Origin of the sequence: Robertkochia marina (genome assembly GCF_004799345.1) — a bacterium.
Classification (GTDB): Bacteria; Bacteroidota; Bacteroidia; order Flavobacteriales; family Flavobacteriaceae; genus Robertkochia; species Robertkochia marina.
Map to the genome: position 1 here is coordinate 653,553 of NZ_SSMC01000002.1, position 18,467 is coordinate 672,019.

At 42.8% G+C, this 18,467-nt stretch carries 21 protein-coding genes; 6 read left to right on the forward strand and 15 right to left on the reverse strand.

What is annotated here, in order from left to right; translation table 11 throughout:
* Positions 1-15: 15 nt before the first annotated feature.
* Both E7Z59_RS09280 and E7Z59_RS09285 read left to right on the forward strand, forming a co-directional pair.
* A complete protein-coding gene (locus E7Z59_RS09280) occupies positions 16-510 on the forward strand; it encodes a hydrolase (protein WP_136336037.1) in 495 nt (164 codons plus the stop codon).
* 49 nt (positions 511-559) lie between these two features.
* Positions 560-1,954, forward strand: coding sequence for a TIGR00366 family protein (locus E7Z59_RS09285; RefSeq protein WP_136336038.1), 1,395 nt, complete (start codon positions 560-562; stop codon positions 1,952-1,954).
* Positions 1,955-2,045: 91 nt separating this feature from the next.
* On the opposite strand, the gene E7Z59_RS09290 is transcribed toward E7Z59_RS09285, so the two are convergent.
* Together E7Z59_RS09290 and E7Z59_RS09295 are read right to left on the reverse strand one after the other, a co-directional pair.
* A complete protein-coding gene (locus E7Z59_RS09290; protein WP_136336039.1) occupies positions 2,046-3,152 on the reverse strand; it encodes a lactonase family protein in 1,107 nt (368 codons plus the stop codon).
* Between the two features lies 1 nt (position 3,153).
* The gene (locus E7Z59_RS09295) at positions 3,154-3,816 is read right to left on the reverse strand and encodes an alpha/beta hydrolase (protein WP_136336040.1); all 663 of its coding nucleotides are present in this window, start codon (positions 3,814-3,816) and stop codon (positions 3,154-3,156) included.
* A gap of 30 nt (positions 3,817-3,846) precedes the next feature.
* Here E7Z59_RS09295 and E7Z59_RS15490 point away from each other — a divergent pair, with 30 nt between their 5' ends.
* The gene (locus E7Z59_RS15490) at positions 3,847-4,182 is read left to right on the forward strand and encodes a hypothetical protein (protein ID WP_168731275.1); all 336 of its coding nucleotides are present in this window, start codon (positions 3,847-3,849) and stop codon (positions 4,180-4,182) included.
* On the opposite strand, the gene E7Z59_RS09305 is transcribed toward E7Z59_RS15490, so the two are convergent.
* The 6 genes from E7Z59_RS09305 to E7Z59_RS09330 form a co-directional block, all read right to left on the reverse strand.
* Positions 4,179-5,438: a dihydroorotase gene (locus tag E7Z59_RS09305; protein ID WP_136336042.1), complete on the reverse strand. Its 1,260-nt coding sequence runs from the start codon at positions 5,436-5,438 to the stop codon at positions 4,179-4,181. The two genes, E7Z59_RS15490 and E7Z59_RS09305, sit on opposite strands and share 4 nt — an antisense overlap.
* Complete coding sequence (locus E7Z59_RS09310; protein ID WP_136336043.1) at positions 5,435-7,357, reverse strand: BatA domain-containing protein; 1,923 nt, start codon at positions 7,355-7,357, stop codon at positions 5,435-5,437. The genes E7Z59_RS09305 and E7Z59_RS09310 overlap by 4 nt, the downstream gene beginning before the upstream one ends.
* A 31-nt stretch (positions 7,358-7,388) precedes the next feature.
* Positions 7,389-8,228, reverse strand: coding sequence for a patatin-like phospholipase family protein (locus tag E7Z59_RS09315; RefSeq protein WP_136336044.1), 840 nt, complete (start codon positions 8,226-8,228; stop codon positions 7,389-7,391).
* Positions 8,218-9,714 carry a S10 family peptidase gene (locus tag E7Z59_RS09320; protein WP_136336045.1) on the reverse strand — a complete coding sequence of 499 codons (1,497 nt, stop codon included), beginning with the start codon at positions 9,712-9,714 and terminating at the stop codon, positions 8,218-8,220. The genes E7Z59_RS09315 and E7Z59_RS09320 overlap by 11 nt, the downstream gene beginning before the upstream one ends.
* Positions 9,715-9,824: 110 nt before the next feature.
* Positions 9,825-10,589 (reverse strand): TIGR02757 family protein, encoded by a 765-nt coding sequence (locus E7Z59_RS09325; protein ID WP_136336324.1) that lies wholly within the window; start codon positions 10,587-10,589, stop codon positions 9,825-9,827.
* 3 nt (positions 10,590-10,592) lie between these two features.
* Positions 10,593-11,285, reverse strand: coding sequence for an ABC transporter ATP-binding protein (locus E7Z59_RS09330; protein WP_136336046.1), 693 nt, complete (start codon positions 11,283-11,285; stop codon positions 10,593-10,595).
* Positions 11,286-11,461: 176 nt separating this feature from the next.
* On the opposite strand from E7Z59_RS09330, the gene msrA reads away from it, so the two are divergent.
* The 3 genes from msrA to E7Z59_RS09345 are packed head-to-tail and all read left to right on the forward strand — an operon-like array spanning position 11,462 to position 12,930.
* Complete coding sequence (msrA, locus tag E7Z59_RS09335; RefSeq protein WP_136336047.1) at positions 11,462-12,010, forward strand: peptide-methionine (S)-S-oxide reductase MsrA; 549 nt, start codon at positions 11,462-11,464, stop codon at positions 12,008-12,010.
* A complete protein-coding gene (gene folE / locus E7Z59_RS09340; RefSeq protein WP_136336048.1) occupies positions 12,000-12,596 on the forward strand; it encodes a GTP cyclohydrolase I FolE in 597 nt (198 codons plus the stop codon). The genes msrA and folE overlap by 11 nt, the downstream gene beginning before the upstream one ends.
* Positions 12,597-12,639: 43 nt before the next feature.
* Complete coding sequence (locus tag E7Z59_RS09345) at positions 12,640-12,930, forward strand: hypothetical protein (RefSeq protein WP_136336049.1); 291 nt, start codon at positions 12,640-12,642, stop codon at positions 12,928-12,930.
* Here the strand turns inward: E7Z59_RS09345 and E7Z59_RS09350 are convergent.
* The 7 genes from E7Z59_RS09350 to E7Z59_RS09380 form a co-directional block, all read right to left on the reverse strand.
* Positions 12,923-13,219, reverse strand: coding sequence for a DUF6787 family protein (locus tag E7Z59_RS09350; RefSeq protein ID WP_136336050.1), 297 nt, complete (start codon positions 13,217-13,219; stop codon positions 12,923-12,925). The two genes, E7Z59_RS09345 and E7Z59_RS09350, sit on opposite strands and share 8 nt — an antisense overlap.
* 29 nt (positions 13,220-13,248) lie before the next feature.
* Positions 13,249-13,707 carry a DUF6146 family protein gene (locus E7Z59_RS09355; RefSeq protein WP_136336051.1) on the reverse strand — a complete coding sequence of 153 codons (459 nt, stop codon included), beginning with the start codon at positions 13,705-13,707 and terminating at the stop codon, positions 13,249-13,251.
* 67 nt (positions 13,708-13,774) lie between these two features.
* Entirely contained in the window at positions 13,775-14,410 is a 636-nt protein-coding gene (locus E7Z59_RS09360) for a DUF937 domain-containing protein (protein WP_136336052.1), read from the reverse strand.
* 90 nt (positions 14,411-14,500) lie between these two features.
* Positions 14,501-15,451, reverse strand: a complete 951-nt coding sequence (locus E7Z59_RS09365) for a D-2-hydroxyacid dehydrogenase (protein WP_136336053.1) — start codon at positions 15,449-15,451, stop codon at positions 14,501-14,503.
* Positions 15,452-15,484: 33 nt separating this feature from the next.
* Positions 15,485-16,549 carry a 3-phosphoserine/phosphohydroxythreonine transaminase gene (gene serC, locus E7Z59_RS09370; RefSeq protein WP_136336054.1) on the reverse strand — a complete coding sequence of 355 codons (1,065 nt, stop codon included), beginning with the start codon at positions 16,547-16,549 and terminating at the stop codon, positions 15,485-15,487.
* Between the two features lie 289 nt (positions 16,550-16,838).
* Positions 16,839-17,360, reverse strand: coding sequence for a hypothetical protein (locus tag E7Z59_RS09375; RefSeq protein ID WP_136336055.1), 522 nt, complete (start codon positions 17,358-17,360; stop codon positions 16,839-16,841).
* Between the two features lie 203 nt (positions 17,361-17,563).
* Positions 17,564-18,058, reverse strand: a complete 495-nt coding sequence (locus E7Z59_RS09380; RefSeq protein WP_136336056.1) for a hypothetical protein — start codon at positions 18,056-18,058, stop codon at positions 17,564-17,566.
* Positions 18,059-18,467: the final 409 nt, after the last annotated feature.

The following is an 18,467-nucleotide window of genomic DNA, read 5'->3' on the forward strand; positions in this document are numbered from 1 at the left end:
TAACCCAGACTAATTATGAAGACAAAGATCTTTATCTACCTCTTTCTGTTTTCTGCCTTGATAAACCTGTATCAGTTTGTAAGTGCTAAAAACTATGTAGACCGGGAAACTGCTAAGAACGACAGCCTCAGTATTCAAAACGATAAACTTCAGGATTCTGTACAGTCATTACTGCTTGATCGTATGGACCTTCAATATTTTGATCTTGACAATAACGATGATGCCTTTGCTTACTATGAGCATCTTAATATGGAGAATCCTTCTCGTTATATATCAGATAAGCTTCTGGAGACCAATGAACAAAGCGGTAACAATCCGTTGGTACCCTATGATGGTATGAGCGGGGCACCGATGAAGATCAATAAGATCAAGGTTTTGAACCACAAGTGGATCATTGCCGATTTCTCCGATGGAAAATACTGGGGGGAGATCTTGATTGAATACTACCTGAATGATGATCAAAGCATTGATTTTACTACCCTCGATCATTTATTATACACCAGAAGCTGAACACCGTGACCTGAGCATTAATTCCTCCCCTTAATTAAATTCCTGCCTCATGACAGAACGATTGGGAAAAGTCTTCACAGACGTCTATAAACGCAATATGCCTGATGCCTTTGTATTCGCTTTGTTGCTTACCGTTTTATGTACTGTATTGGCCCTCATCTTTATGCCTGTCAGCCCACTGGAAGTGGTCAGTGCCTGGTATGAAGGCTTCTGGATGTTACTTGAATTTGGGATGCAAATGGTATTGTTGGTCATTACCGGGTACAGTATAGCCTTGTCGCCATTTCTTAATAAACGTATTGATGCCCTGGGGGCTCTCTTAAAAAGCCCCAGGCAGGTATATTTTTTTGTGACCCTTGTAGGATGCGTACTTTGTTTGATAAGTTGGGGGTGGATCATTATTACGGCTATTCTTGCACGCGAACTGGCCTTAAGAGTAAAGGGGGTGCATTATCCGTATTTGATCGCGTGTGTTTATTGTTCCTTCATTAGCTGGGTTACAGGATTGTCAAGCAGTATTCCTTTATTGCTAAATACTGAAAATAATTTCCTGATAGAAGCAGGGGTTCTTAAGGATACTATTGGTACTGCTTTGACATTGGGTTCGGGGCTGAATCTTTTCATGATCGTTTTAATCCTGCTGCTTACCCCTCTGTTAATGCTGGTGTTAATGCCCCGGGAAACGGGAAGTAAGGAACTCTCAGACCTGTTGCAATCTGAAGAAAACACCCATGAGGAACGATCTATAAAGATGGAGGCAGAATCCATGCGTTTGCCCGGTAAGAACCTGTCTGATGTGCTGAACAATAATTTTCTGCTACAGTTATTGATCACTGTTTGCGGGTTCAGTTTTATCCTATATCATTTTTACAGCAGGGGACTTGATCTGAACCTGAACATCATGATCTTTATCTTTCTTATGCTCGGCATGCTGCTTCATCGCACTCCCTTGCGATATGGTTTAGCCATGAAACGAGCCAGCAGCAATGTTTCAGCTATTTTATTCCAATTCCCGTTTTATGCCGGAATCATGGGCATCATGATACATACAGGGCTGGCCAATGAGTTGGCATTATGGATGTCTTCTTCGGCTACGGCTACAAATTTCCCTGTGTTTGCTTATGTCACCGGTGGCTTGGTGAATTTTGCCATACCTTCTGCAGGCGGAGAATTTGCGGTTATCGGTCCGAGTGTATTGGAGGCGGTTGGCTACCTTGCCCATAGTGAAGTTCAAGGTCTTGAAATGATGGCCAGGTCGGCTATGGCTATCGCCTACGGTGAATCGCTGAGTAATTTATTGCAGCCGTTCTTTCTGCTATTGGTAATTCCCGTTATGGCTAAAGGGATAAAAATTCAAGCCAGAGATGTTATGGGCTACCTGGTATTACCCTTCATAGCTTTCTTTCTAGTGCAAATTCTGGTACTTTATTTCTGGCCGTTATAATTTGGTATTTATTTTGTCTAAGGGCCTTACCCGGTAATATTCGTGGGTAAAATATTTTACTGAACCGACCCGGAGCAGGGGTTTCCGTTTATCAGAAGAGTATACAAACAGGAGAAGCTATTTTTTTTCGATCAGTATAGCTTAGCTTACCGGTCATGGTATCTCTTTTGAATGCGACAAGTTCTCCTGACCGTTCATTGGCCACGACCAGAAATTGGTTGTCGGGTGTTATGGCAAAATTACGGGGCCAGTCTCCTTGGATATCTTCCCACCCGGATACTGTCAGGGTACCGTCTGATTGCGCTACTTCATAAATGACCAGTGATTGATGTCCGCGATTTGAAGCATATAAAAATTTACCGCTTTGATCCAAATGAAGATCGGCTCCCTGGCTATGCCCCGTAAAGTCTTCCGGCAGGGTAGAGATGGTTTGAATGAGCTTGAATTCGTTTTCTTTTTCTTTTTTACCAAGAACACTGATGGTGTTACTGAGTTCGTTCATCACATAGATACGATCTTGTTCAGCATTAAACTCCAGGTGTCTCGGTCCTGATCCTGGCTCCATGGCTATAGAAGTTACCGGTTGAAGACGCAGAGTATCATCCTTTTTTACGATCTGGTTTATCCACAAACGATCACTGCCAAGATCTGAGGTGATCAGGGTAGTGTCGTTTAAAAAATAGGAGCTATGGGCATGAGGGGCTTGCTGTCGATCATGGATGCTGTTTCCGGAAAAATTAAGGGTATCGTGCAAGATCAGGTCTTGATGCTCATTGACACCTAAAAGGGCAATGTTACCACTGCTGTAATTGGAAACAATGATGAGGCTGTCTTGGTGAATACTGATATGACAGGGATGTTCTCCCGGGATGGAAACGGCGTTTACAGTGCTCAGACCATCCGCTTCATTCATAAAGACACTCACCTGTCCGGAAGAATTTTCATTGACCGCATACAATAGTTTTCCTGAAGATGATCTGGCAAGAAATGAAGGGTTTTCACTTTCTTCGGCAAGCAGGGGGGCGCTAAGTAAACCTGCTACATTGATGGTTGCCTTATAGATGCCCCGGCTGTTTTCTCCGGTATAGGTTCCAATTAAAAAATCCATTTCAGAGCGCTCTGTTGTTGGTTTATCCTCTTTACAAGCCATCAAAGAGATCAGTAATAACAATACCGAAAGAAAGCGTTTTAAGCACATATTAGTTATGATTGTTTAACCATTGCAGCATGGAAAAGAAGTTTTGCGGGGCCACGCCGTGACCCACCGGGAACTCCTGGTATTCGTGTTCAATTTTAAGTTGGCTTAAAATTTCGGGAGTTTTACGGGCCCATTCCACAGGAATCACCTGATCTACACTGCCATGAGAGGCGTAAACAGCCAATTGGGAGTGATCTTTTGAAACATAAGACTCTTCCAGTAGTTCCGGGTTAACATATCCACTAAGGGCGATTACATTGCTTATTAAATGGGGGTGACTCAGGGCTACCGCATAGCTTAATATGCTTCCCTGACTAAAGCCCATCAGATTGACACTGGATCTATTGAGACCATAAGCGTTACAGACCTCCCCAATAAATTGAATGATCAGGTCTCTTGATTGTTTAGCCTGTTCATGGTCGCTCCATTTACCATCGGTTGCATCAAAGTTGATCGCGTACCACGCATATCCATAAGGCATAAGAGAGTAGGGGGCCCGGGCAGAAATGACAAAATATTTTTCAGGTAATTCGGAGGCGAAAGAAAAAAGATCCTCCTCGTTGCTGCCATACCCATGGAGCATAATAATTACGGGGGCCTGGTCAGTGTCAATGCCCTGTGATGGACGTATGAGATGTTTTAGAGATAGTTCTTTTACGTTCAAGGTGTAATGTATTTTTGTGATTAGAACTTAATGAATAAAGGTAAACCACTTTTGGCACAAGGGACCGATAACGGGAATGCTATTGTATTTTTGTTGGAGGGCTCCAATAAAACCATAGACCCACAGAGTGATGAACAGGATCCAATAGGCGGTATGCAGCATCCACAGATCAAAATTTCCAACGAAATAACCCAGCGTCCAATAAAGAATATGAAGGCCGAAAGCCTGCCTGATATGAAAACGGGCAAACGGGTTCCTGGGTTCCTGGTTCATAAAAATGGCAATAAGGGCACCAATGATAGTAAGGTAACTAACTATTGCGGTGGTCTTACCTTGTTCTTCGGTTGTTTTCATGGTGATCTTTAACTAAGGTCGGCTTCCAGATGATTCGCCCTGATAATTCCGTATACCTTGCCTTTAAGCTTCTGATCATAGAAAGCACTATTGGCAGAGGTAGAGATAACATGCGACTTCTTAAAAACATATTCCGGGGAAGGGTCAAAAAGCGATAAGTTAGCCATAGCACCTTTTTCGATTGCAGGTAGCTCCATTTTAAAACGACCTCTTCCTGAGGTAAGCAGGCTGATTGTTTTGTCAAGAGGCAGCAGGGTGTTCAAGGCCCCAAAAGCACTTTCAAGACCAATGGTTCCGTAATCAGCATAATCAAATTCAACCTTTTTACCCTCTATGTCCCTTGGGTCGTGGTCGCTCGTCACCATATCGATAACCCCGTCGGTTAACCCTTTTAAGAGCGCCTTTCTGTCTTCTTCTGTTCTCAGTGGCGGCATGGTTTTATAACGGGTGTCAAATCCATCAAGAACACTGTCATTCAAGAATAAGTTATGTATAGCAACACTACAGGTTACATCCAGTCCTTTTTTCCTGGCAGCCGAGATCAATTCCACCGATCTTTTTGTTGAAATGGTAGGGATATGCAGTTTACCACCGGTATATTCCAGTATGTAAAGATCTCTGGCTATCTGTAATTCTTCAGAAAGGGCCGGGATACCTTTTAAGCCAAGCCTTAATGCCGTTTCTTCTTCATTTACCACTCCTTTCCCGGCGATGCTTTTTTCAAGGGGGAAGGAAATGACCATTCCGTCAAAGTTCTGAACGTATTGAAGGGCGATCTTTAACAGGTTGGGGTTTGCTACCGGAGACCGATAATCACCGAAAGCAATGGCACCTGACCGGCTCATATCAAATAACTCGGCCAGATCAACACCCTCTCCCTTAGCGGTGAGGGCTCCGATCGGAAAAATTTCAGTTGCAGCCCCGTTACCCCGGGCTTTGATAAATGCCATATCAGCATTGGAATCTGCTACCGGGTGGGTGTTCGGATTCACTGCAACGGCGGTAAAACCACTTCTTGCGGCGGTAAATAAGCCATGGGCAATCGTTTCTCTTTCTTCAAAGCCCGGTTCACCAAAACTTACACTGCTGTCAAACCATCCCGGAGATACGTGCAATCCGGGGATCTCGATGATCTGAGTACCTTTCTCCGGCCCAATCTCAGGATCGATGTTTTCAATAATGCCGTTTTTAATGTAAATATCAGCAACTTGCTGGTTGTGCTTGCCTTGCGGATCGATGATCTTGACTGATCTGAGAAGAATATTCATTTAAGATATTTTAAAATGAGCATTTCGGTTAAGAAAAAGGCTATTGCAAAAATAACAAACCATTTCCAAAGCTCGTTGACCATGTTTTCACTTTTTACCTGGTCAAAACCGGCTGCAATTTCCTTATAGGTGGTAAGTTCAGGAAAATTAGTGTCTTCCAGGTATCGGAGTTGACTTTCTTCTCTTGAATGATTAATACTAAATGTTTCGATAACCTCTTCTGAGCGCAGCACATCGAAGTGCCCGGTACTTTTCCATTGTTCATCCAGAAAAAGGGTTACAAAACTACTGTAATTCTGTTGCCTTGGTATAAACCTGTTTTCACTACTCCCTACCTTCAGAATTTCATCTTTTTCCAGGGGGGTTCGAAGATCGGCTTGCTCATCTTTCCCTAAGGTAAAATAAGGCTGTGGTAGTTTCAGGCTTTGGAGCCCCAGGGAATAGAATACCGGGACCACAAGGGCAGAACTTAACAGATCTGAATTCTCAGGAGAAATAGATGCACTGAAGGCATAATTACCATTACTACCGTATAAAAAAGGAACCCCACCGGAGAATTCCAGAATATTTTGAGAACGTGAATTAAGGGTGTAATAACTTTTAACTACGGGATATTTAAAATTTGCAACACGGTCGTTAAACACCCCTTGTAACAAAGGGTGGTCGTAGTTAATGCGGTTTACCAGAACCTCATTAGCTACCACGCTGTCACGAGAGGGAAGACCCATCGCCAGGTTGAGGCTTTGCCAACTTTCGCGGTTTTCCTGCATGGAGGGTATCTGAAGAATGCTTATGCCGTTCTCCGACATCTCCTTCAGACTTCGTTGAAGTATTACAGGAAGTATCGGTAACTGATCGAGAATGATCAGGTTTTGCTCGCCTAAGGTATTGTAATCAATCCGGTTTGGAGGGGTAGATAACAGGTTGAATTCATCCTCGGTATAAATTCTCGACAGATAGGATGGGAGGGAGTCTCCTATATGTAAAACATTGATCTTAACATCTGAGGGCAGGTTAAAGTAGAATCGGTTATCATAATCCAGCCCGGGGTCTGAGATCTCGATCCTTGCCCTTTCAAGCCGGTCTTTTTTCAGGGTGAATTGTGCCGTTGCCATTTGGTCATTTAAGGTAACGGTACTCCGTGCTAACAGTTTATCTACGGAGAACACGGAAACAGGAACAGGTTTGGAATCAGCAGAATTACTGCTGCTAAGGAATACGGATATGGTAACATTTTCCGGGTCTGTATCAACCACAGCCATTGAGTCAATGGCAATATTATCGGCCTGAGATGGGGTAAGCTTAATTAATCTAAGATCAGTATTTCCGGGGTCGATGCTCGTTCCGGGATCCATTCTTTGTTGCAGGTCGCTCACCACATACAATACCCGGGGCTGAGACATGTTGGAAGCAGGAGCCGATTTAAGCAGGACCTCATTCAGGTCAAGCTGCCGGGTAGTGAAGTCGATACCCAGAAGCAGGTTACGTAATTCACCTTTTGGTGCCGGACCGTAGTCATTGTCATTAGTGATCACCTTAAGCGGTATATCTTCCGGCCAGTTATCCAATAATTGATTGATGGCCTGTTGCAATAAACTCCCTTGTGGCGCAGGCAATTGCATGGAATAGGAATTGTCAAGATATACGGTATAATCTACGGTTGTATCGTCCTGGGCATTATCTGCTGAGTAAGGCTGCGCAAAGGCTATTACCAGCATAGCGATTCCCAGCATTCTCATCAACAAAACGAGTAATTTTTTCAGGGTGGCGCTTTTGCGGGTTTGTAATTCGATCTCTTTGAGAAATCTGACATTGGTAAAGGCTTCCTTTTTAAAACGCCTCAAACGGAATAAATGAACTATGAGCGGGATAAACAGGAGTAAAAGTGCCCAAAGAATTTCCGGATGTTTCAAATGCATTCCCAATGATATATAGTCAAATATAGTATTATTAATCTATTACATCGCTCCTTTTATTGAACCAGGAGGTGAGCTGTTGCCAGAAGCCGGGTTCTGTTTTCTCCGGAATATCAAAGGATTGTTCTTTGGTATAGTTATAACCAATCTCAAAAAGCTCATCGGCTTTCTGGGTGTCAAAAATAGGGTAGGAGGCCAGCTCTTCCGGTCTCAGGTATATATCGCATTGGCCCTCGATACTCCGGTTGGCGGCATTAACACTTAATTGAAAGGTACGTGCGGCTATGCTGGCAATACCCCCCAGGGTTTCTATCTTATCCATTGGACTGATATTGATCACCACGGTATGATCGCAGCAATCTTTTAGGGGTTCCAGAGGGACATTGTTAAAAACTCCACCATCTACATAATACAGATCGTTGATCTTTACCGGAGAGAATAGCACAGGAATCGATGCCGATGCCTGTACAATAGTAGAAAGGTCACCTTCTTTAAAGTAGGTGACCTTACCGTTTAATATGTCTGTTGCCGCAATAACCAGGGGTATCTCCAGGTCTTTGATATCTTTATCGCCCAGATGTTCCTGCAGGAGACTTTTGAGACGATTCAGGTTGAACAGTCCAGTTTTGGGCATCTGAAAATTAGTGAGATCCCGAATGCTGAGCGACTTCATCAGCTCGTGGGTTGCTTCGGGAGATCTGCCCGCGGCAATGAAAGCTCCGGCTACGGCGCCGGCACTGACCCCGGAAATGATATCGGGTCTGATCCCTTTTTCTTCGAGAGCTTTGATGGCACCAAGATGGGCAAAACCCCTTGCCCCGCCCCCTCCAAGAACAAACCCGAATCGATATGGTTTTTGCGATTTAGCGCTCATATTTTGCTGCCTTATTGGTCGCTGCAGTATTGGAAATAAAAGTTCGCAGGTCATCATTGGCTTTTTGAAGATCTTCAGCCCTGAGGTACATCATATGACCACTTCGATATCCTTTAAAGCTTAAACGATCTTTCATTTTGCCTGATGGATCCAGCTGCCACATACTGTATTTTGTGTTGAAGTAGGTGGTGGCCCCATCGTAATATCCGGCCTGGTACAGTACATTCAGGTACGGATTTTGTGCCATGGCCTGACGCAGGTTGTCTCTGGTGTTATCGTTCTCTTCGTTCCAGGGACGTACAGGTCCGAATACATTGTATTTAATGTCTGTTCTGAACCCTAATTCTTCCTGAAGGTAATAGTTGATGGCCGGAGTAAATGAATGTAGCCATGATGTAAGCTCTGCACTGTAATCAGGCTCATCTCCTGAGTCTTTTTTATCAATACCCAGGTATCTTGAATCAAGTCGCCCTACCGTATATCCTTCTTCTCTTAAAAGCTCTTTCCAGAAAAAACGATTAGGTACCGATAAATTATGTTGCAGAATTACCCCTGCATCCATTCCGGTGTACATAGCCATTTTAGCAGCGATCCCGGATTTCTCCTCCTGACTGAGAAAACCACCCTTAGCCAGTGCGGGAATAAGTTCGTTAATGGTGAAATCTTCAGATTCCGGTAAAACTTCCAGCAGGTCCTTATTTTGAAGCGATGATTCCAGTACACCATGATGCCAGGCGGCAGCAGTGTAATACGGGGTATTAAGTGCTTCTGCCACAGGACCTCCTTGACGCAACACCTGGTAATCTGCCGGCGATACCATGATAACACCGTTGAGATACATCCATTCGCTGTTCTGTAATTCGAGGGCAAGACCGGCTACCCGGGTGCCTCCATAGCTTTCTCCAATGATATACTTCGGGCTCCTCCATCGGTTATGACGGGTAACAAACGTATTGATCCAATCAGCCAGGTATTGTATATCCTCATTGACACCGAAAAATAATTCCCGATCCGGCATTTCACCATCTTTATTCGGAATCATCCTCGAATATCCCGTGTTTACCGGGTTTACATAAACCACATCGGCTATATCAAGAATGGAGTGAGGGTTGTCTTTTACACCATAGGGCTGCACAGGGTACCCTTCTTCATCAATGCGAAGTACTTTGGGACCGGTATACGCCAGATGCATCCAAACAGAAGCAGATCCGGGCCCTCCGTTGAAGGATATCAATAAAGGTCTTTCTGCATTGTTCTTTACATCGGTTCGGTAATAATAGGTGTGGTACAAGGAGGCAATAACCTCACCCTCTTCGTTCCAGACGGGTTGGGTTCCGGTAGCCGCTTTATAATTAACCTGATTCCCTTTTATTCTAACCGAATGATCTGTAACTATCAGGGTATCAACAGGCAGCTGCTGCTTTTGTCCGTAACTGAATGAAGTTAAAGACATACAAATTCCTAGTACAAGTAGTTTAAGTCTCATAAATAGTGTGAATTTTAACGATAAAAATAGGGATTCCATTACATTTTTTAAGACCGGTGGACAGAAAATAATACACGGAAGCTTCTTTTTAAAGCTTTTGAAGCTCAGCCTTAGAATTTTTCGAAAACTCCCAGCCCAAAAAGGGCAAAATCATAACGAACGGGATCCTGAGGATCGAGCTCTCTTAAGGAGTAGTCCAGTTCCTCCAGGGCTTTTGCATCATTTTGTTTGCGTTTCAAAAGACCCAGTTTTCTGGCTACCTTACCCGAATGTACGTCTAAGGGGCAGGACAATTGGGAAGGAGATACGTTTTGCCAGATACCCAAGTCAACCCCCATATTGTCCTTTCTAACCATCCATCGGAGAAACATATTGATACGCTTGGCTGCAGAGCCTTTTAAGGGATTAGAAACATGTTTTTCTGAGCGGCTTAAATGTGGAATTTCGAAAAATTTTGAACGAAATTCTGCAATAGCACCTTGTAATCTGGGTTCATTTTGATGGGCTGCAAAAACAGCTTCCATCCCCCCATGATAGGTATAGATATGCCTGAGTGCACGTATAAAATGCTTTAGGTCGTCACCGTTAAACGTTCGGTGAACAAAGGTTTCAAAGCGCTGCAGATCCTCTTCAGAGGCGTTCATAACAAAATCAAAAGGACTATTGCCCATCAGCTCCATCATCCTGTCGGCATTATTGATAATGCTCTTGCGATTTCCCCAGGCGATTGTTGCTGTGAGAAACCCGGCAATTTCAATATCTTCCTTTAGTGCATAACGATGAATTACCTGGATAGGGTCACTGTCAATAAAATCCGGGTTGTTGTATTGGGTTGCCTTTTCATCCAGAAAGGCCTTTAGTTCCGGTTTTGACAACATTTAATCGGAGGTTTGCAGGTTCTCTACATCTTGGGGCACAATATTACCGTCTACCATGGTAAGCTTCCTGTCGGCCATATCAGCCAGTTCTTCGTTGTGGGTAACGATCACAAAGGTTTGACCAAATTGTTCCCGCAGTTCAAAAAATAACTTATGAAGGCGGTCGGCACTCTCAGAGTCCAGGTTTCCGCTGGGCTCATCGGCAAAAACAATATCAGGATTGTTCATCAGGGCTCTGGCTACCGCCACCCGCTGTTGTTCTCCTCCCGACAAGGTGTCGGGTTTATGGTGAAGCCTGTGTGACAGACCCAGAAAGCCAAGTAATTCAATTGCCCGCTTTTCTGCTTCAGCCTTAGGTGTTTTTTTGATGTAAGCGGGAATACACACATTTTCAAGAGCTGTGAATTCAGGAAGAAGCTGGTGAAACTGAAAGATGAAACCTATATGATCATTCCTGAAACGCGCAAGGGCCTTATCTTTTAAAGTATCTACCCTGATGCCGTTGATGATGATACTGGTATCGTTGCGGCGATCGGCCGTGTCAAGGGTTCCCAGGATCTGGAGGAGGGTGGTTTTTCCGGCTCCGGAAGCCCCCACCACAGAAACGATCTCTCCCTTTTTTATGTTCAGATCCACTCCCTTAAGTACCTCTAAAGTTCCATAGGTTTTGTGGATGTTACGAGCTTTTATCATAACTTGTCTAATATCTGAGCCAAAATACAGATTAAGCCACAGACTCCAAAAAATATCATCATTGGAATCTGAATTGACTCAGCCAAAATATCGTTAAAGAGGAGTTGTATGTTTAATAAATAAATATATTTGTTAAACAAAATAATCAAAGATCGGTTTTCAATAAAATAACTTACATGAACGTGGAGAAGGCTATATTGGCAGGTGGGTGCTTCTGGTGTACAGAGGCTGTATTTGAACGCCTGGAAGGTGTGTTATCGGTTCGATCCGGGTACACCGGAGGACAGATCAAGAACCCGGCATACCGCGAAATATGTACGGGAAGAACCGGTCATGCCGAGGCCGTTGAAATAGCATATGATCCGGAGGTGATCAGTTTCAGGGGATTACTAGAGATATTTTTTGCCACCCATGATCCCACAACGCTTAACAGGCAGGGTAACGATATGGGCACGCAATACCGTTCAGGAATCTTTTACCTGACCGAAGAGCAAAAGCTGCAGGCTGAAGCTTTTATTGAGATGTTGGAGGAAGAGAGGGTGTTTGACGATAAGATCGTAACAGAGGTTACTGAAGCAGGTCCGTTTTATGAGGCAGAAGATTATCACCAGGATTATTATGCTTATCATAAAGAACAACCTTATTGCAGGGTGATCATTGACCCGAAAATAAATAAGCTTAAAACATACTATTCACATAAACTAAAAAAGACGAATGCCATATAAGACCTTTGAGGAATACAATATGAAGATCACGGATGAAGTTCGTGATCGTTATAAGCAGATCATTACAGAATTAGGAGAAGATGCAGATCGTGAAGGTCTGATTAAAACTCCTGAACGTGCCGCCAAGGCCATGCAATTTCTTACCCAGGGATATTACCAGGATGCCTCTGCGATCATGAAAAGTGCCATGTTCAAGGAGAGTTATAATGAAATGGTCATTGTTAAAGACATTGAGTTGTATTCTCTTTGTGAACACCATATTCTGCCTTTTTTCGGGAAGGCACATATCGCTTACATTCCTGATGGTTACATTGTAGGGTTAAGCAAACTGCCCAGGGTGGTGGATGTCTTTGCCCGCAGGCTGCAAGTTCAGGAGCGGTTAACCCATGACATTTTGGAGTGTATCAATGAAACCTTAAAGCCAAAGGGTGTAGCAGTTGTTATTGAAGCCTCTCATATGTGTATGATGATGCGGGGAGTACAAAAGCAGAACTCAGTAACAACAACCTCAGGGTTTCGTGGTCAATTCGAAAAAATTGAAACAAGAAATGAATTCTTAAAACTCATCAGTTCTGATCTGACCTGATCTTAAGGCTTCCAAATTCTATTTTTAGTGTTACATTAGGGTCATGAAGTACGGAAAATTGGCTCTGGGACTGTTATTTGACCTTATCGGCATGGCCACTTATTTTGTGCCGGGATGGGGAGAGCTTGCCGATATTGCGTGGGCACCGGTATCAGGTTATCTGATCACTAGGATGTACCCTGACAAAAGCGGCAGGATAGGAGGCGTGATAGGGTTTCTGGAAGAACTGATCCCCGGAACCGATTTTATACCAACTTTCACCTTAATGTGGTTATACACCTATGTGTATAAAAAAGATACTGCCGGAAAGAAAGCACTGGGTAAATCTATTTGACCTTAATACCCAGGCGATACAGCATTTTCTTCTCAAAGTTCCAGAAGAATTCAAATTGCCCGAAGAGCCATCCGAAAACAACAAGAAGCACCTGGTAGACCGGGAATATCACCAAAATACGTACAGGCCAGTAGATAAAGCCGGAAGTGGTATCCTGATGTATCCCAATAAGATGGGTGAGGGGTTCTGCCAATTTAGCGGCCGAGGAACCGGTAACAGCAAATACAATAAATATTACTGCTAATTGAAAATTAGAATCGATTCCCCAACGTTCTTTGAGCTTCTTCATGTACTAAAATTTCAGGCTGCAAATATAAGCTAATTTATCCGTGGATAAAAAGGTCCCAACCTTTGATTGTATTTGCGTTGAAAATAAATGAAATAATTAAAAAGCATATAATTTACTTCGTAACCGTAATCGATATTCGGGTCATAATCAATACGCCAGAGATAGAGGTTCGGGTCATAGAGCTGTGGTTGTTGCGCTCGAATATTCCAATTCGTAACGAATATCCGGTTCCTGTTCTCCATAAAGCTTTGGGAATAATAACCTCTCGGCTGGGCAATACGATTTACCCATACCGAGAACCCGGGATCAATGATGATGATCTCGTACTCGGTAGAATCATTGCCAATTCGAACCGTATCACCTTCCTGCGCCTTAAAAACTTCCTGCTCTGCCCGACTGATGTCTTCAAGAGGTAGCTCATTCATTTTCTTTGTTCCGGAACAGGATGCAATGGCAGCTATGACTAAAATGGTAAGTATCATTCTCATTGTAAGCAGAAGATACAAAAAATAAAACAGGGAAGGGAGAGATGCTTTGATTCAAAGAAGCGGTGCTTCAACCTCCAAAGAGTCCGTCAAGTAATCCGGATAAGCCGCCCTTTTTACTTTTACTACCCAAAACAATATCACTCACATCATCCAGAACGCTGCCGTCTCCGTCGGCATCCAGCAGAGAAGTGATCAGGTCTTTGTTCTGCGAGGGTTGCCCACCCAACATACTTCCTAATAACGTGTTCAGATCTCCTGAAGAATTGATATTATTTTGTCTTGATTGTTTACCTAAGAGCCCCATGGCGATGGGAGCAAGGGTCATGAGCATTTTGCCGATATCCCCGGTATCCAGCCCTGTACGTTTACTCAACTGGTTCTCTACCTCAGGTTGTTGACCACCAAAAAGATGTCCAAGGATCCCTTTTCCGTCGTCCAGAACCTCCTGATTAACTCCACCTTGAAATAAGCCACCCAGGTCATCCAAAATACTTCCGTCATGACGATCAGAACCCACGGCACCCATAAGGCCATCAGCCATATCAGATTTCCGGGCATTCTTTTTCATGGCTCCCATGAGCAGGGGAAGGGCCATACTTAGCACCTCAGCAGTTTTATCTTTTTCAACCCTGGTTTCATTACTTAACCCATTGATCAATTCATTTCCTAACTCTCCTTCTAATAATTGCATTAACCCTGACATACCGTATGATTTTTAAAAATTGACACCGGAATATACAAAAAAAAGCCTTCCTTGATTAAGGAAAGCTTTTGATAATTAGGTAGTTAAGTGTTATTTCAGCAATTCTGATATCTGATCTGCCAGTTCAATTCCGATCCTGTCCTGAGCCTCTTCGGTAGCTGCCCCGATATGAGGAGTTAGTGAAACCTTGGGGTGCATAAGAACTCTTATGGCAGGGGTAGGCTCATTTTCAAAAACGTCCAGCCCTGCAAATGCAAGCTGTTCATTGTCAAGGGCCTCTACCATGGCCACCTCATCAATAACACCGCCACGGGCAGCATTAATAAGGCCTGCGCCCTTTTTCATGACCTTGAACTCTTCTTTCCCGATTACATAATCTTTTTGAGCCGGTACGTGAAGACTGATAAAATCTGAGGAGCTTAGCACCTCTTCCTTGGAAATGGTTTTGATCTTAAAGTCCAGGCTTTGTCCGTCATAAAAGGGTAAGTTCAACGTGACCTCTTCAATAAAGGGGTCAAAGGCTACTACCTTCATCCCCAATCCGATCGCGATCTTGGCAGTTTCCTGTCCGATACGTCCAATACCGATAATCCCCATGGTTTTACCTCTCAGTTCAGAACCTCTGGCGTAGGCTTTCTTGAGCTGTCCGAATTTACTTTCTCCCTCCAGGGGCATGTTACGGTTTGCATCGTGTAGATATCGTACCCCGCCAAAAAGGTGAGCAAATACCAGTTCTGCCACAGAAGACGAAGATGCTGCAGGGGTATTAATAACATGCAGCCCTTTTGATCTGGCATAATCTACGTCAATATTATCCATACCAACGCCTCCACGTCCGATAATTTTGAGGGAAGGACAGGCATCTATAAGTTCTTTTCGCACTTTGGTAGCACTTCTTACGAGCAGTACCCCAACCTCATGCTCGTTAATGTAATTTTCCAGTTGTTCCTGGGCTACTTTTGTAGTAATAACTTCATATCCGGCATTCTCCAAAGCGGCCTTTCCACTTGTTGAAATTCCGTCATTAGCTAATATTTTCATGGTATTAAGTTCTTTCTTAATTATTGATTCGGTTTATGCTTTGTTTTCGAGCTCTTTCATAATATCGGCAAGTACCTGAACACTCTCCGGTTCCATGGCATTATACATAGAAGCGCGGTAGCCGCCAACACTTCGGTGTCCGTTGATCCCATTTATCCCGGCCTCTTTGGCCATCTGGTCAAAAACAGGCTTCAGGGCTTCATCAGTAAGATTAAACGTCGCATTCATGATCGAACGATCTTCAGTGGCGGCAAATCCTTTAAACAATGGGTTTCTGTCTATTTCACGGTAAATGATGCCCGCTTTTTCGCGGTTTCGGGCTTCAATAGCTTCAATACCTCCGAGGTTCTTAAGCCATCTCATGGTTAACATCGATACATAGACGGCAAAAACAGGGGGGGTATTAAACATACTCTCCTTGCTTAGATGTATTTTATAGTCAAGCATAGACGGAATGATGCGGGTCACCTTTCCGAGAATATCTTCCTTAATAACCACTAACACTGTACCGGCAGGTCCCATATTCTTTTGAGCACCGGCATAGATGAGTGAAAATTTTGAGAAATCCAGTTTTCTGGAGAAAATATCAGAACTCATATCGGCAACCACAGGAACCGAGGTTTGAGGAAAATCAAACATCTGTGTTCCGAAAATGGTATTATTGGAGGTGCAGTGAAAGTAGTCTGCATCTTCCGGTATGGTGTAATTCTTAGGGATATAATTAAAGTTTGCATCCTTGGAAGATGCCACTTCAACAACCTCACCCAACAGTTTTGCCTCTTTCAGCGCCTTTGATGACCAGGTACCTGTATTGAGATAAGCGGCCTTATTCTCTAATAAATTATAGGCGACATTCAGGAATTGAAGACTGGCTCCACCTTGTAAGAACAAGGCTTTATAACCCTTATCCTGAAGTCCTAGTAGTTCAAGTGCCAGGCTCTGGGCTTCTTCCATGACTGCAATAAATTCTTTGCTTCGGTGGGAGATCTCCAGTATAGAGAGATCGATTCCGTTAAAATTTAAAACGGCCTGTGAGGCTTCCCGGAATACAGATTGAGGTAAGATACAAGGGCCTGCACTGAAGTTGTGTTTTTTCATAGAATAAATGGTACGTTGTGTTTTTGAAACCACTACAAAGTTGCTAATAATTGATCGAATAGCCTTGCATTAAAATCATAATTTTCGATGGTTATTTCATCTGGAAATTGTTGATAATTTAAAAGTTTCAGGCCTTCATTGGCATAATAATAATTTCAGCGCCAAGCTCCTATCTATCTTTAGGTTCGGGCCGGAAATTAAAAAATCCGAGGGATTCTATAAAGAACCCTTCGGATTTATGATCATTTACAATTAAATTACTGATGGTTTTGAAGCAACAGCCGGTTGATTAATTGCGATTGTGAACATCAACGACAACCACTCTGCTGTCATTTCCGTTACTTAAGTGCATCTTATATTCTTTTTTGATGAGCTTGTCATTTTTGAAAACAGATTTGTATTGATTTTTATCAATTTGCCATCCTTCATTTTCGTTATATACCTGGTCTCTTACAGGTTTAGGCAAGGAAATATCCTTATAGCGCTCAGAGCAAACTGAGATATCTCCGTTCTCATCATATAAAGCATACATATACCCCTTAGTAGAGAAGAACTCTACCACATAATCGGTTTCGGTAATATTATCGAGATGGGTTAAATAATAGGGGGTATGTGGCTGATTCAGTTCATAACGGGCAGCCAGGGCTTCCATTTCTCTGGCAACATCCGGTGTATAATCATCCTGAACCGCATTCAGGAATTTTTGATTTTTTGAAGATACTACCACATCTTCAAGAACCACAGGGGTTTCCTGTGCGGTAATGATCCCGAATGACAGGATCGCTAAAACGGTTACAACTAAAGTTTTCATGATTGTTAGATTTTTAAAGGTTGTTTAAATGATTCTCTTAAATGAGAAACTGATTGTGTAGCAGGAAAAAATTCAGACTTTTTGTTTGCATATCTATAGTGGTTTTAAATTGATGAATTCTTTAAAAGGAGGAAGGAATCCTGCCCTGGCAGAATTCCGACCTTCCTGTATATTGGTTGGGTGTTGTATTGGATAAGAAGATCCTATCTCAGGTCAATGATCATTATTTTTCGATCTTTCCCTTTTTTCAAAGTGATCTTATAAACCTTTTTATATACGGCTTCATCCTTGTACAGGGTAGCGTACTCCGTTCCTTTGAGTTCCCATCCTATATTATCCTTCAGGATCTCATCTCTTACTTCTACCGGGAGCGCAATATCTCTGTAATTCTCACGTGACTTGGTGATCTCACCTGTTTTGTCATAGGTGGTATACATACTTCCTTTGTCACTTTTGAATTCAATAAAATACTCTGATTTGGTACCTCCGCGGTATAGCTCACTATGAATAAGATCATAGGTAGCAGCTCTGTTTTGCATTTTTACGGCGTGATTTGGCGTATACTCATCCTGCATGGAGCTGATGTAATGAGAGTTCTTGGCTCTAACCTCTACGTCTTCTAACTCTACCGGCTTATCCTGTGCTATTAGTATGCTGAAACTAAATAGGGCGATAAGGCTTAATACTACAGTTTTCATAATTATTGGTTTAAATTGGTTTGTGATGCTTACAGGACAAAGATGTGAAGAATTACAAGGCAGGTGGTAGCACTAACGTCCCAACGTTTTATACTAACATCCCAATTTGTTAAAAGGATTTTTTAAAGGCTTTAAAATTTTTTTTAAATCCTGTAAATTATGTTTCAAGGATCTCCCGGAAGCCTTGTATTTATTGACTTTTAAGAAGTGTAAGCGAGTAAATAACCTCCGGAGGTATCACCCGTGATTTTTTAGGTGAAATCATGGATTACGGACGTATTTTATAGATAATTACAGTATGGTTTGTATAATAACTTCTGCAATGCAACGGAGTTTTATAAGATTTCGACATAAATTCACTCCATTTTTACTTTAAAATCAGATAAATACGTTAGATATTTCAATTAGT